Source organism: Variovorax terrae (assembly GCF_022809125.1).
Lineage (GTDB): Bacteria > Pseudomonadota > Gammaproteobacteria > Burkholderiales > Burkholderiaceae_C > Variovorax_A > Variovorax_A terrae.
In genome coordinates, this window is sequence record NZ_JALGBI010000003.1 from 620,236 (window position 1) to 634,780 (window position 14,545).

Genomic DNA, 14,545 nt, shown 5'->3' on the forward strand with positions numbered 1-14,545 from the left:
GAAGTGCCTGCCATGACATCGACGAAGCATCTCGAGTTGGAGGTGGAGGGGCCTATCGCCTTCCTGTCCCTGTGCCGGCCCGACAAGCTCAACGTGCTGACCCTGGCCACACTGGAGGCGCTGGACCGCGCCTGCGGCGAGCTGGAGCAGCGGCGCGAGGTAAGGGCAGTGGTGGTGCATTCCACCAACCCGAAAGCCTTCTGCGCCGGCGCGGACATCGCCGAGTGGGGCGCGCTGCCGGCGGTCGACATGTGGCGGCTGTCGACCCGCCTGGGCCATCGCGTTCTCGACCGGCTGGCGCGCCTGCCGCAGCCCACGATTGCCGCCATCGACGGACTGGCCCTGGGCGGTGGCCTGGAGCTGGCGCTGGCCTGCGACATTCGCATCGCCGGCGACGCCGCCCGGTTCGGCATGCCCGAAACGACGGTCGGCGCCGTGCCCGGCTGGGGCGGCACCCTGCGCCTGCCGACGGTGGTGGGCGTACCGCAAGCCAAGCGGCTGCTGTTCTCCGGCGCCATGATCGACGTGGCAGAGGCGCTGCGGATCGGCTTGATCCAGGAGTGGGTCCATTCGGATTCGGCGCTGGCGCAGGCCCGGACGATGGCCGCCCAGATCGTCCGCAACGCGCCCTTTGCGGTCCGCATGATCAAACAGCTGCTGGATTCGCCCCATGGCGGCTTGCCGGCGGAGACCCTGGCCGCCGGCTTTGCGGCCTCGCTGGAAGACGGGCGGGAAGGCGTGCAGGCCTTCAAGGACAAGAGAAAGCCGGTGTTCACGGACGCCTGAGTCCGCGCCGGCGACAGGCCCCTGAAATTTGAGAAACCCATGAAGATTCAACTCCCCCAGCAAGACGGCTCGCTCCTGGACTACCGCATGAAGGCGCAGCCGATCCGGCCGCCCGCCGGCGCGCCCGCCTTCAGCCGCACTGCCTACGCGGCCTCGCATGTGGTGATCGACCCGCTGGCCACCCGCGACCCCTGGGACAGCTCGCCGTGCGTGGACTGGGACGCCACCCTGGCCTTTCGCGAGCATCTGTGGTCGCTGGGCTTCAAGGTGGCGGAGGCCATGGACACGGCCCAGCGCGGCATGGGACTCGATTGGCCGGTGGCGCGCGAGCTGATCCAGCGCAGCATCCGCCATGCGCGCGGCATTCCCGGGGCTGACCTCGCCTGCGGCGTGGGCACGGACCAGTTGATCGTCAGCGAGCACACCGGCCTGGCCGACGTGGAGGCCGCCTACCGCGAGCAGCTTGCCGTCGTGGAGGCCGAGGGCGGCCGCGCGATCCTGATGGCGAGCCGGTCCCTGGCCCGCTGCGCCAGGGGCCCGGACGACTACCTGGCGCTGTACGGCCGGCTGCTGCGCGACACGTCGCAGCCCGTCATCCTGCACTGGCTGGGCGAGATGTTCGACCCCGCGCTGCGCGGCTACTGGGGCAGCCCGGACCTGTCCGGCGCGCTCGACACCGTGGCGGCGCTGATACGCGAGAACGCGCGGCATGTGGAAGGCATCAAGGTGTCCCTGCTCGACGCGAAGTTGGAACTGGAGCTGCGCCGGCGCCTGCCGGCCGGCGTCAAGATGTACACGGGCGACGATTTCAACTACGCCGAGCTGATGGCCGGCGATGCGTCGGGCTACTCGCACGGCCTGCTCGGCATCCTCGACCCGATTGCCCCGGTTGCCGCGGCCGCGCTGGGGGAGCTCGCCGCCGGCCGCGCGGAACGGTTCCGCGAGATCCTGGACCCCACGGTGGCCCTGTCGCGCGAGATCTTCCGCGCACCCACGCGCCACTACAAGGCCGGCGTCGTCTTTCTGGCCTGGCTCAATGGGCATCAATCGCACTTCTCGATGGTGGCCGGTGCGCAGTCGGCGCGCGGCGCGGCGCACTATGCCAAGGTCTTCGAGCTGGCCGACCAGAGCGGCGTGCTGAGCGACCCGGACTTGGCCCGCCGGCGCATGGCCTCGTATCTCAGCGTGGCTTGCGGCGTGAACTGATGGCCCGCTCCCATCAACGTCCAGGCCTTGCACAACCAGGCACGGGAAGGGGCCGGCCTTGAACCGCTTTGTCGAGGTGGGAGACGCCGCCGTCTTCGAGAAAACGGTGGGCGAGTCGGATGTCTATCTCTTTGCCGGCATCACGGGCGATCTCGCGCCCAACCATGTCAACGAGGCCTTCATGAAGACCTCGCAATTCGGCCGGCGCGTGGCCCACGGGGTCTTGCTGGTGGGCTTCATGTCGACCGCCTCGACCCTGCTCGTGGCGCGTGCGCTGGAGCGCGGCTGCGGCGGCACGCCAGTCTCGCTCGGCTACGACCGGATCCGTTTTCTCCAGCCCGTGTTCATCGGCGACACGGTCAAGGTGGCGTACCGGATCGTCGAGGTCGATCCGGCCCGGCAGCGTTCACGCTCGGCGATCACCGTCACCAACCAGGACGGCGCCGTGGTGGCGGTGGCCGAGCATGTGCTGAAGTGGCTGGCGCGTGCGGAAGGTCCGGGCTGAAGCGGGCAGGCGATCCGGGGCGATTCAGCCCACCGTCGTTCAGGCCTGCAGCGCGCCGTCCACGAACACCTTGAGCTCGCCGGGCTGGAACGTGGTCCAGGTCTCGTTGGTGGTGAGCGGCGCGGTCACCACCACGGCCACGCGGTCGTTCGGCGTGGTGTGCTGAGCGAAGTCGATGCTCACGTCCTCGTCCGCCAGCTTGGCCTGGTTGAACGGGTGGCGGCGCTCCACGTAGCAGAGATGGGTCGAGGCATGCGCCCACAGCGCCTGGCCGTTGGACAGCAGGAAGTTGAAGGTGCCGTGCTGCGCAATGCGCGCGCTCAGCTCGCGCAGCGTGAGCGTGAGTTCCTGCACGCTGGGCACGCCTGCGTGCGACTTGGCCAGCTCCTGCATGATCCAGCAGAACGCGCGCTCGCTGTCGGTGGTGCCGACCGGCTGGAAGCCTGCGTGCAGGCGCGGGTGGAAATCCTTCAGGTCGCCGTTGTGCGCGAACACCCAGTAGCGGCCCCACAGCTCGCGCACGAACGGGTGGCAGTTCTCCAGCGCCACTTCGCCTTGCGTGGCCTTGCGGATGTGGGCGATGACGTTGCGGCTCTTGATCGGATAGCGGCGGATCAACCCGGCCACCGGCGATTCGAAGGCCGGCTGGTGGTCCACGAAATGGCGCAGGCCCTTGCCCTCGAAGAAGGCGATGCCCCAGCCGTCGGCGTGGTGGTCGGTGCGGCCGCCGCGCTCGGCGAAGCCCGTGAAGCTGAACATCACGTCGGTGGGGGTGTTGCAGTTCATGCCGAGCAGCTGGCACATGGTCTCACTCCTTGACCCGGACGGGACGGCGGCCCGTGTTCTCGCGCAGCTGCCAGGCGGCCACCAGGGCCAGCGCGCACAGGGCCGCAAGCATCAGAAAGGATTCGTTGAACGCGGCCAGCCGCTCGGGGCTGGTGGCGCTGTTGGCCAGCGAATCGCCATGCGCGGCCAGCCGCCACTCGAGCACGATGGCGCACAGGCTCACGCCCGCGGCGCCGCCCAGCATGCGTACGAAGTTGATGGCGCTGGCGCCCTGCGGGATCAGGTCCTTGTGCAGCCCGCGCATCGAGCCGAGGTTCAGCGAGGGCAGGATGAAGCCCAGCCCGATGCGCCCCAGGATGGCCCAGGCCACCAGCACCCACAGCGCCGAGTGCAGGTCTACCGTGGTCATCAGCGCGAACGAGGCCGCCAGCAGGGCCAGCCCGATGCTCACCAGCAGGTAGGTCGGCTGGCGGTCGGCCAGCCGGCCGACGATGGCGATGGCGGCGGCCAGCACGAAGCCCGAGGGCAGCAGGATGGTGCCCACGTGCGAGGCAGAGAGCTTGAGCGCCGTCTGCATGTAGACCGGCAGCAGGTAGGTGGAGCCGAACAGCGCCGTGCCGTAGATCACGGCCACCATGCTGCCCATGGCGAACTGGCGGTGGCCGAACAGCGCGAGGTTCATCAGCGGGCTGCCGCCGTGGCGCTGCAGGCGCCGTTGCCACCCGATGAAGGCGACCAGCGCCGCCGCCGCGCCCGACAGCAGCAGCACGGCCTCCAGCACCGTGCCGCCGCGCAGCGCCACCAGCCCGTTGAGCAGGCACAGCGTGCCCACCGTGCCCAGCAGCAGGCCGCGCCAGTCCAGCGCCGCGCCGTCGCGCCGGGCCGGCACGCCGCCGGGCGCGGTGACCGGCACGAACTTGTAGGCCAGCCACAGCGAGGCCAGGCAGAACGGCACCACCATGAAGAAGATCGAGCGCCAGCCGAACAGGTCCACCAACACGCCGCCGATGCTGGGCCCGATGGCCGGCGCCAGCACCACGCCCATGCCGAAGATGCCGCTGGCGCGGCCCTGCTCGTGCGAGTCGAAGGCCCGCAGGATGATGATGGCCGGGATCGGCTGCACCACGCCCGCGGCCAGCCCCTCGGCCACGCGCGCCACCAGCACCAGGCTGAACTGGTTGGACAGCCCGCCCACGATGCCGCCGGCCAGCAACAGCAGCATGGTGCCGACATAGGTGCGCCGGTAGCCGTAGCGCGCCAGCAGCCAGGGCGTGGTGAGCATGGACACCGTCATCGCCACCATGAAGCCCGAGCTGACCCACTGGGCGCGCTCCTGGCCGATGGTGAAGTGGTGGCTCATGTCGGGGATCGCCACGTTGACGATGGTGGACGACATGATGGACGCCATGGTGCCGACCATGACCGAGAGCAGCAGCAGCCAACGGTAGCGCGGGCCGTAGCGCTCGCGCAGGGTGTTCAGCGACGGGGTGGGGGAGGACATGCGGGGCGGACGTGGGAGCGGGCGGCGGGCCGCCGGCAAGGCGGCCCGACCCATGCATTGTGCCCGCCTTTTTTTGTTTCACGATGACTCCAGCCCGGTAGTTCGCTGGACTGCGCCGAAGCTCGATACAGCAGGTTTATCAATAACTTACGCGCGTCCATCATATGCCGGTGCTTTCTGAAACTTGACCCGGTTTTCCCTCGCGCCGCTCCTATCTGGCTCTTGGAATCCGGGGCGTTCCAAGGAGTCATCATGGCAAAGATCAAGCTCACCAAGACCGCCGTGGAGGCGGCCCAGCCCCAAGCCAAGGATGTTGAACTGCGGGATACCGTGGTGCCCGGCTTCCTGTGCAAGATTACCCCGGCGGGCCGCCGGGTGTTCATGCTCCAGTACCGCACGAACTCCGGCCAGCCCCGCAAGCCCTCGCTGGGGCTGTACGGGGAGCTGACCGTCGAACAGGCACGAGTTAAGGCACAGGACTGGCTGGCCGAGGTTCGCCGGGGTGGCGACCCCGGCGGCGCCAAGGCCGAGGCGCGCAAGGCACCCACGATGGCCGAGTTGTGCAAGAAATTCATGGAGGGCTACTCCAAGAAGCGCAACAAGCCCAGCACGCAGGACGGCTATCAGGGCGTCATCGACCGCAACATCATCCCGCTGCTGGGCCGCAAGAAGGTGCATGACGTGAAGCGGCCCGACATTGCCGGGCTGATGGAGAAGCTGGCCTACAAGCCGACCGAGGCGAACAAGACCTTCGGCGTGCTGCGCAAGATGTTCAACCTGGCCGAAGTGTGGGGCTTCCGCCCGGACGGCACGAATCCGTGCCGCCACGTCCCGATGTACCCGCCGGGCAGGGAAACCCGGCTCATCGTGGACGAGGAAATGGTGCGGATCTTCCGCCATCTGGAGAAGCTGGAGGCGGAAGGGCTGGAGAATTACGTCATCCCGCTGGCGATCCGGCTGCAATTCGAGTTTGCTGCCCGGCGCTCCGAAATCTGCCCGCTCGAATGGAGCTGGCTGGACTTCGAGAACCGGCGCGTGGTGTGGCCCGACAGCAAGGTCGGCGGCATTTCCAAGCCCATGAGCGAGGAAGCCTATCGGCTGCTTTCGACGGCGCCGCGCCGGGAGGGCTGCCCCTATGTCCTGCCATCGCCCAACGACTCGACCAAGCACCTGACCTTTGGCGAGCACTATGGCGGCTGGTGCCGGGTGCTCAAAGCCGCCGGCGTCCCGCACGTCGGCACGCATGGTATCCGCCATCGCTCGACCACCGACATTGCCAATTCGGGTGTGCCGACCAAAGTGGGCATGAAGCTGACGGGGCACAAGACCGTGGCGATGTTCATGCACTATGTCCATACCGAGGACAAACCCGTGCGCGATGCGGCGGAGCTAGTAGCGACCCGGCGGCAGACCATTACCGGGGCGCGGCTGCAGCAGCCCCAGGAGGCCACGGCATGAATGCCCGGACGCCCAAGGCAAAAGGCGCTGCCTTGCCTGCCGGCTACGCCGGCATCCACGGCGGCATCGTGGAACTGCTCGATGCCGCCCGCCAGGCGGCGGCGCGCAGCGTCAATGCACTGATGACGGCCAGCTATTGGGAGATTGGCCGCCGCATCGTGGAGGCAGAGCAACAGGGCAAGCGGCGCGCAGGGTACGGCGAACAGTTGATTGCCCGGCTGTCCGCCGACCTGACCGCGCGCTTCGGGCGCGGGTTCAGCCCGGACAACCTGGAGAACATGCGGCGGTTCTTCGCCGCCTATCCCCGGCCGGTGATTTCCGAGGCACTGTCTCGGAAATCGGGGGACGGGCTGCCCGCCGAGAAATCCGAGACAGTGTCTCGGAAATTCGCCCTGGGCGAGCTGGCGCAGGTGTTCACGCTGCCGTGGTCGGCCTACGTGCGGCTGCTGTCGGTCAAGGACGAGTACGCCCGCCGCTTCTACGAAGCCGAGGCGTTGCGCGGCGGCTGGAGCGTGCGCCAGCTTGATCGGCAGATCGGCAGCCAGTTCTACGAGCGCACCGCCTTGTCGAAGGACAAGGCGGCGATGCTGGTCAAGGGCGCTGCGCCCAGGCCGGAGGATGCCGTCAGGCCGGACGATGCGATCAAAGACCCGTATGTGCTGGAGTTCCTGAACCTCAAGGACGAGTATTCGGAATCCGACCTCGAAGCGGCCCTGATCCAGCGGCTGGAGGATTTTCTGCTGGAGCTGGGCGAAGGGTTTACCTTCGTCGGGCGGCAGCGGCGCTTGCGCATCGACCAGACGTGGTATCGGGTGGATCTGCTGTTCTTCCACCGGCGGCTGCGCTGCCTGGTCATCATCGACTTGAAGTTGGGCAGCCTGACCCATGCGGACGTGGGACAGATGCACATGTATTGCAACTACGCCAAAGAGCATTGGGCCTATCCCGATGAAAACCCGCCCGTGGGTTTGATCCTCTGCGCCGACAAGGGCCATGCCCTGGCGCGGTATGCCTTGGAGGGCTTGCCGACGAAGGTGATGGCGGCGAACTACCGCACCGTGCTGCCGGATGCCGAGCTGTTGCAGAAAGAACTGGAAACCACGCGGCGACTGCTGGAGTCGCGTGCGGCGAAGCAGCCCAGGAAGCTCCCGCAATAGCCGGGCGTCCCGGTGTGCAGCCGTCGGGTTCGCGGGCTGCGCCCCACGCTTCGTGTCGAATCGCGGCCATTCGGCTTTGACCCCTGACGCCTCCGGCCCTCTCGGGCCTGCGCGCTCCGCTTGCCCCCAAAGCCGATTGTGCGCAGTGGGCGGGTGTGGGCGGTCTTGCTGTTCCCTTCACCGTATCACGGCGTTCTCGCCGTCAAGGGCGGCGCGCGCCATGCGCGCTTGCGACCTGGCGGCCGTCTGCGACCCCTGACTGCTTGCGCTGCGCCGTGCTGGCGCCGGTTCCGGGCAATTCCGCCCGAGCAACCGGAGAACGATCATGTCGCAACTGACTCTCTCTCTCGATACCCCGCTGATGGTGCGCGATGGCCGTGGGCGCTATCGGCCGGCGGACGCTGACCAGATTCTGGAAGCCGCGCGTCAGGTCATCGAACAGAAGATGCAGCGTGGCGAGGCGTTCACTTCGCCGGAAGCGGTGAAGGACTACCTGCGCGCCAAACTGGCCGGCTTCGAGCACGAAGTCTTCGCGGTGTTGTTCCTCGATACCCGCCATCGGCTGATCGACTACGTGGAGATGTTCCACGGCACGATCGACGCCGCCGAGGTGCATCCGCGTGAGGTCGTCAAGCAGGCGCTTCGGCTCAACGCGGCGGCGGTCATTGTTTCGCACAACCATCCGAGCGGGAACCCCGAGCCAAGCGCGGCTGACCGGGCGCTGACCCAACGGCTCAGGGAATCGCTGGGTCTGGTGGACGTGCGCGTGCTCGATCACATCATCGTCGCTGGCAACGCAACGGCATCATTCGCCGAGCGTGGGCTGATCTAGCCCAAGGGGCTTCGGCCCCTTCTTTGCTGCGCCTGTTGGCAAAATTCTGGCCCGCACGGGCCTGGCGCTCAGGCAGTCGCAACCTGAATCATTTCGTCGTAATGTTTCTTGTCCACTTCTTCTAGCCACTGAAAGATGTGTCCGATAACGCTATGACTTTCGCCCGCCAAGTTTTCTGCCGATTCCTCGGTTATTTCAATTACATCGCTGTGCGAGTATTTGTTGATAAAACGGTAGATCTTCTCCTTTAGTTCCGGCGTCGTGATGGTGCAGTCTTTCAGGCCAACATCCATTAATTGACTGATGTCGCTTCTCCGCTTTGGATATTTGAAGGTAAAGAACGATTCAACGAGCTTGCGCGCAAGGTTCGCCGTCAAGAATGCTTCGTCCCGGTTAAGAGTCGTATGCGCCCTGTATTCATAGAGCTTCTTGAAAATATAGTGGTACTCTGAACCGTAATTCTTCAGAGAGTCGTCGGCATCCACAAGTAGGGAGTGGCGGGGGGAGCCAGGCGGTGCATCCAAGCGATAAAAGAAGCAATTCTCGGCCTTGCCTTTGGCAACTCGGTTTCTATTGGTTCCCGTGAACCAGTCTCTCACTAGCTTGAAGTACGTGAAGTTGTGGGTCAGTACAAAAAGTTGTTTGGCTTCAGCGCATTGAGTTCTCAGGAACGAATAGGCATGAAACAAGTGATTTGAATCAAAGCTTGAAACCGGGTCATCAACGACGACAATTGTGTCCTTAATGTTGTTTCCGTTTTCTTTGAGCTTTGTGATGAAGTAGACAAATGCAATCGCGGTCTTCTCACCTTCGCTCAAATTCCCATCATGCTCACCCACACCGTTTCTGATGATCTCATAGCCTTTCTTCTTCTGATTAAAGCTCAGGCAAAGCTCAGATCGGCCGATGAAGCGATGCAAGATGTCATTGAACTCCTTCGCCCCAACTGTTTCATTTGAGAGCAGCGCCTCTATGGCTCCCACCTCTTGACCAAGTTTTTCAATTTCCTTGTAGTCAGTCTTTGCTTCTGACTCAAGATCATTGCATTTCTTCTCACTTCCCGCATAGTCAAATTCTTGCACCTCAGCCGCCGCAAAGTGGAGCTCCAGTGCCACCTTGCTTTTTGAGGTCTCGAATTTGAAGTTTGAAGTCTTATTGTTGTGCTTTCCGACGAGCGCAGCAATCGACTTCAGGATCTCATTGAAATTCGTGACATCGTCTTCAACCACATCTGCGATCTGAATATCTGTCTTTCCGGGGTCTGTAATTTTAGCTTTCAGCGCTTCCCGCCATCCTTCCATTTGCTGGTCGATTTTCTCAGCAGCCGATGCGTATTCCTTCTGGAGCTTCTCCGCCTCGGCAGATAGTTCTTTATAGAACTCGGCCGCTGCGGGCAACTGATTGGCTGGAGCGCCTTGAGACTCAATCCAAGTTGCGGCGTTCTGAAGCCGGTTTTGGAACTCTGTGAACTCTTTACTGAAGTGGGCAGCAAGTGCCTCGGCACGAAGTTGGGTGAGCGGAGAGCCGCAGAACTCGCAGGATTGCGAGTCATGGTTTTTATGGATTTCCAAGCCGGTTTGAACCCAGTCGCGGATATCCGGGTTATCAGTCAGTCGCTGGACAGCTTGATTGACCGCTGTAGTCCCAATCAAGTCTCTGATGCGGCCCGCCGCCTTCTTAAAGTAATCCGGCTCAATGGCCGTTGAGGAGAAATTGATGCTTGGAAGCTGATCTGGCTTGGCGGCATTCGTAAGGTCGATAACCTTCTCATCTGGAAGAACCGACTCAACCTTGACAATAGCCTCGCCGTTATTCTGAATGAAATTGGCGAGCTTACGGCGGTCGTAATTCAAGTAGTAGCTGTCGCTCGTATCAATCGCCTGAAGTCCTAGCTTCATTTTCTTGGCAGCATTGGTCAGAAATTTCTCCAATGCCTCACGCTGCTTTTTGATATCGCTTTGCTTATCGTCGTGAGCCTTCTTTTTCGACTGAAGCTCGCCTTTTAGCTTCTCCAGCTTCTGCAACTCATCAATCTTCTCTTTTGCAATGAGAAGGATGCTTTTTACAGACTTATCCCAATCAATATTCTCGTGCACGAAGCGTTGATTAAAAACGTGAATATTCAGTTGGGATGAAGGGAGAGTCGCCTCCGTAATCGTTGAGCCGTCCTCCAAAACGACTGAAAACTGGCCCGCACTGAAGCGAGGAACCATCGAACGAAGCTCAAAGCAAGAGAATAGATTCGATAGGGTTGACTTGCCTGTTCCATTCCAGCCATAGACCAGGTTGTACCGGCCGAACTTCTGGATCTTCGTCCCATTGAAATCATTGAAGATACCGAACTGCTTGAGACGGTTAATGCAGACGATCATTCTTGGGACCTCCTTGTTCTGCCTTGGCAACATTTGCTTGCAAAACAAATGGTAAACGAAGAGTCCCATTGCGTCTCCGCTTCGCGGATCGCGCTGCTCCAGGTTCGCTAGTCGCTCATCCTTGGCGCGACTGGCTTCGCCAGCCTTCCGCATCACTGACGCCTTCGGCCCGGCTTCCAGCTTCGGGCCTGCGCGCTCCGCTTGCCGTGCGGTTCGGCACACAGGGAGGGCCGTTGCCATGTCCAGCCGTCTTCCCTGACTTCATCACCTTGTCCGCGACTGTAGCCCGCGGCCGTGTGCCGTCAAGGCGCGCAGGGCCGTGTCCTCGGCTGCGCCTGCGGGCCGCACCAACCCTGCGCTTGTCTCCTTGACGGCACCCGTCCGCGCGCTCCTGACCGTCGCGGGCGATGAACTCAGGAAAGACGGTGGCAACAGGGCCAACCGGGTTCGTCGTGCCGACCGCACCGAACAGCCGAAAGGCTGGGCTCCGAATCTAGGAATCCGGTGTGCGGTTTTCTTCAACAGCCTTTTCTTGTCAGGAGAAAGACCATGCAACTCGCATCCCGCTTCGCTTCCCGTTCCCCGGTGCTGCGTTCGGAACGTCCCTTGTCCGACGACCAAATCCGCGCCGTGGCCCCGTCTATCTTCGCGGAAGCCCCGCACGAAAGCCGCTCCGAGCGGTACAGCTACATCCCCACCGCGACCGTGCTGCAAGAACTGCGCGGGGAAGGCTTTGAGCCTTTCATGGTGACGCAAACCCGCGTGCGCCACGACGACCGCCGCGACTACACCAAGCACATGATCCGGCTGCGCCACGCCAGCCAGATCAACGGCCGCGAGGCCAACGAAATCATCCTGCTGAACTCCCATGACGGCACCAGCAGCTATCAGATGCTGGCCGGGATGTTCCGCTTCGTTTGCAGCAATGGCCTTGTCTGCGGCGACACCGTGGCCGACGTGCGCGTGCCGCACAAGGGCGACGTGGCGGCGCAGGTGATCGAAGGCGCTTACGAAGTCCTGCACGGCTTCGACCGAGCGCAGGAATCCCGCGATGCCATGCGCGCCATCACGCTCGACGCCGGGGAATCGGAAGTGTTCGCCCGCGCTGCGCTGGCGTTGAAGTACGACGAGGCCACGCCCGCGCCCATCACGGAATCGCAAATCCTGATGCCGCGCCGCCATGACGACGACCGCCGCGACCTGTGGAGCGTGTTCAACCGCACGCAGGAGAACTTGACCAAAGGCGGCCTGTCCGCCCGCGCCGCGAATGGCCGCCGCCAGACCACCCGGCCCGTGCAGGGCATCGACCAAAGCGTGCGCCTGAACCGCGCCCTGTGGCTGCTGGCCGATGGCCTGCGCCAGTTGAAAGCCTGAATCCCCACGCGGCAGGGGCAGGCAGCAGCCCTTGCCGCTTCTCTCGCTGCTGCATCCCAACCGCTAGGAGAAATCACCATGAACGCCGTACTCAAAACCGAAACCGTCGCCATCGAAGCCGCCGCACCGCTGGAAGTGGCCGACCCGACCAAGAACCTGATCTTGGTTCCCCTCTCGCAGTTGCTCCCGCGCCGTTCCAAGCGCAACGTGCGGACGACCCCGCGCCAGTCCATCCCCGAACTGGCCGCGAGCATTGCCCGCATCGGCCTGCTGCAAAACCTGATCGTCATCCTTTCCGCCGATGGCGAGGCTTACGAGGTGGTGGCAGGCGACCGCCGCCTGACCGCCTTGAAGCTGCTGGCGAAGAAGAAGCGCATCCCCGCCGACTACGAAGTGCCGTGCCTGCTGGTGGCCGATGCGTCCGCCCGCACCGTCAGCCTTGCGGAGAACGTGCAGCGCGAGAACATGCACCCCGCCGACCAGTTCGCAGCCTTCGCCGCACTGGTCAAGGAAGGCCGGCCCGTCGAAGACATTGCCGCCGACTTCGGCGTGTCCCCGCTGGTGGTGCAGCGCCGCTTGAAGCTGGCGAATGTCTCGCCGCGCCTGATGGCCGACTACCGGGCCGGTGGCGTGACGCTGGAACAGTTGATGGCCTTGACCATCACCGACGACCACGCCGCGCAGGAGGCCGCGTTCTATGGTGCGCCGGAATGGCAGCGCAGCCCGTCCAAGCTGCGCGAGCGCCTGACCGAGCGCGAAATCGACGCCACGCACGCGCTGGTGCGCTTCGTCGGGCTGGACACCTACCGGCAGGCAGGCGGCGGCATCCGCCGCGACCTGTTCGCAGAAGGCGATGCCGGAACCTACCTCACCGATACCGCAGTGCTGGAAACGCTGGTGCGCGACAAGCTGGCAACGCTGGCCGAGGACGTGCGCGCCGAGGGATGGGCATGGGTGGAGGCCGTGCCGCATCTGGCCTACGAGGAACGGCAGGCGTTCCAGAACGCCCCGCGCCACCGCCGCGAGCCGACCACCCGCGAGGCCCGCCGCATCGCCTCGCTGGAAACCCGCCTCGAAAAGATCGACGCCGAACTGGAAGACGCCTGCGACGCCGAGGACGAGGCCAAGGCCGAGAAGCTGGAACAGCGGCGCGATCAGGTAGTCGGGGAACTGCAAGACGCGGAGGACGCCTTACAAGGCTATGCCCCCGAGGTGCGCGAGGTGGCCGGTGCCATCGTCACCATTGACCGCAACGGCGAGGCCGTCATTCATCGCGGCCTGCTGCGCGAAGCCGAGGCCAAGGCGCTGCGCACGCTGGAAAAGCTGCGGCGCGGTTTCGGCAGTGCCGAAGGCGAAGCCGCCAACGACGAGCACGAGGACGCCGACGACGCGCCCAAGGCCGCGAGCCTGTCCGACCGGCTGGCGCAGCGGTTGAGCGCCCACCGCACGGCGGCGCTGCAAATCGAAGTCGCCCGGCATCCGCATGTTGCGCTGGCCGCGCTGGTGCATGGCATGGTGCAGACCGTCTTGCAGGAAAGCCGCTACGGCCTCAGCCGTGATTCTCTGCCGCTGGGCGTGGGCCTGAAACTGCAAGACCGGCTGGAAGGCATGGCCCCGGACTGGCCGGAATCGCCTGCCGCCGTGGCGCTGCGCGAACTGCAACAGGTGGCGGGCGAAGCCTTGCCGGAGGACAGCGCCGAACTGTTCGCCGCGCTGCTGGCGAAGTCGCAAGACGAGTTGGTGCGACTGCTCGCCGTGTGCGTGGCTTCCACGGTGGACGTGGTGACGCCTCGCGCCACGCCGCACCAGCCCGGCGAAGAACTGGCGCAGGCCGTGGGCCTCGACATGGCCGCATGGTGGAAGCCGACCGCAGAAGGCTACTTCAAGCACGTTTCCAAGGCCGTGATTCTGGATGCCGTGGGCGCGTTTGCACCGGAATCCGTCACCCGGCTGGCGAAGCTCAAGAAGGCCGACATTGCCAGCGAAGCGGAGCGGCTGGCCGATGGCACGGGCTGGATGCCCGCCATCTTCAAGGCGGAAGGCCCGCAGCAGGCAGTGCAGGAAAGCGCGCAGGAGGCAGGCGCGGAGCAGGACGCCCCGGAGGATGCCGAAGCAATGGCGGATGAACCCGCCGAGGCACTGGCCGCTTGACCCGTGCCGAAGGCAAGCGCCCCGGCCCTGAACTGACCCCAAGAAGTTGGATAGCCATCCAACTTCTTGGGGTCAGTTCACCTCGACCGGGGCGCTTCGCTCCAAGGAGAAGCCCCCATGACCCGCACCACCACCAACCGCCCGCGCATGGCGGCGATCTACGCCCCCGGCACGGTACGCGCGCGCCGCTGGCACGGCGCAGACGATGTGCGCGGCTACCGTCCGCCATCGGGCTGGACGGCCCGCGCCGACCTCACCGAAATTCACCCCATCACGGGCCGCGCCTTGCCGCGTGCCGCGTGGTGGATCATCGAGACGAAGGAATAACCACGATCAGCACCGCGCCCAGGCCGTTCCGCCCTTGGCGCGGTGAACTCAAAAATCCGGGCGCGGCGGTGGCCGCGCCCGGTGTCGAAG

Annotated in this window: 12 protein-coding genes; 9 read left to right on the forward strand and 3 right to left on the reverse strand. The window is 64.5% G+C overall.

Features of this window, described 5'->3' with window-relative positions; all coding sequences use genetic code 11:
- Positions 1-12 precede the first annotated feature (12 nt).
- The 3 genes from MMF98_RS22285 to MMF98_RS22295 are packed head-to-tail and all read left to right on the forward strand — an operon-like array spanning position 13 to position 2,497.
- Positions 13-786 carry an enoyl-CoA hydratase/isomerase family protein gene (locus MMF98_RS22285; RefSeq protein ID WP_243309537.1) on the forward strand — a complete coding sequence of 258 codons (774 nt, stop codon included), beginning with the start codon at positions 13-15 and terminating at the stop codon, positions 784-786.
- A gap of 39 nt (positions 787-825) precedes the next feature.
- On the forward strand, positions 826-1,992 hold the full coding sequence (locus MMF98_RS22290) for a dihydrodipicolinate synthase family protein (RefSeq protein WP_243309538.1): 1,167 nt from the start codon (positions 826-828) through the stop codon (positions 1,990-1,992).
- A 58-nt stretch (positions 1,993-2,050) separates the two neighbouring features.
- Complete coding sequence (locus tag MMF98_RS22295) at positions 2,051-2,497, forward strand: MaoC family dehydratase (protein ID WP_243309539.1); 447 nt, start codon at positions 2,051-2,053, stop codon at positions 2,495-2,497.
- Between the two features lie 39 nt (positions 2,498-2,536).
- On the opposite strand, the gene MMF98_RS22300 is transcribed toward MMF98_RS22295, so the two are convergent.
- On the reverse strand, positions 2,537-3,301 hold the full coding sequence (locus tag MMF98_RS22300; RefSeq protein ID WP_243309540.1) for a class II glutamine amidotransferase: 765 nt from the start codon (positions 3,299-3,301) through the stop codon (positions 2,537-2,539).
- Positions 3,302-3,305: 4 nt separating this feature from the next.
- Positions 3,306-4,784 carry an MFS transporter gene (locus tag MMF98_RS22305; RefSeq protein ID WP_243309541.1) on the reverse strand — a complete coding sequence of 493 codons (1,479 nt, stop codon included), beginning with the start codon at positions 4,782-4,784 and terminating at the stop codon, positions 3,306-3,308.
- A 252-nt stretch (positions 4,785-5,036) separates the two neighbouring features.
- Here MMF98_RS22305 and MMF98_RS22310 point away from each other — a divergent pair, with 252 nt between their 5' ends.
- From MMF98_RS22310 to radC, 3 genes are all read left to right on the forward strand, one after another.
- Positions 5,037-6,242 carry a tyrosine-type recombinase/integrase gene (locus MMF98_RS22310; protein WP_243309542.1) on the forward strand — a complete coding sequence of 402 codons (1,206 nt, stop codon included), beginning with the start codon at positions 5,037-5,039 and terminating at the stop codon, positions 6,240-6,242.
- Complete coding sequence (locus tag MMF98_RS22315; RefSeq protein ID WP_243309543.1) at positions 6,239-7,399, forward strand: PDDEXK nuclease domain-containing protein; 1,161 nt, start codon at positions 6,239-6,241, stop codon at positions 7,397-7,399. The genes MMF98_RS22310 and MMF98_RS22315 overlap by 4 nt, the downstream gene beginning before the upstream one ends.
- Positions 7,400-7,724: 325 nt before the next feature.
- Entirely contained in the window at positions 7,725-8,231 is a 507-nt protein-coding gene (gene radC / locus MMF98_RS22320) for a RadC family protein (protein ID WP_243309544.1), read from the forward strand.
- A 68-nt stretch (positions 8,232-8,299) separates the two neighbouring features.
- On the opposite strand, the gene MMF98_RS22325 is transcribed toward radC, so the two are convergent.
- Positions 8,300-10,843 (reverse strand): ATP-binding protein, encoded by a 2,544-nt coding sequence (locus tag MMF98_RS22325; protein WP_243309545.1) that lies wholly within the window; start codon positions 10,841-10,843, stop codon positions 8,300-8,302.
- Between the two features lie 309 nt (positions 10,844-11,152).
- On the opposite strand from MMF98_RS22325, the gene MMF98_RS22330 reads away from it, so the two are divergent.
- The 3 genes from MMF98_RS22330 to MMF98_RS22340 all read left to right on the forward strand — a co-directional run bounded on the left by MMF98_RS22330 (position 11,153) and on the right by MMF98_RS22340 (position 14,455).
- Positions 11,153-11,977, forward strand: a complete 825-nt coding sequence (locus MMF98_RS22330) for a DUF932 domain-containing protein (protein WP_243309546.1) — start codon at positions 11,153-11,155, stop codon at positions 11,975-11,977.
- Between the two features lie 78 nt (positions 11,978-12,055).
- Positions 12,056-14,128, forward strand: a complete 2,073-nt coding sequence (locus MMF98_RS22335) for a ParB/RepB/Spo0J family partition protein (protein WP_243309547.1) — start codon at positions 12,056-12,058, stop codon at positions 14,126-14,128.
- A 117-nt stretch (positions 14,129-14,245) separates the two neighbouring features.
- On the forward strand, positions 14,246-14,455 hold the full coding sequence (locus tag MMF98_RS22340) for a hypothetical protein (protein ID WP_243309548.1): 210 nt from the start codon (positions 14,246-14,248) through the stop codon (positions 14,453-14,455).
- Positions 14,456-14,545 lie beyond the last annotated feature (90 nt).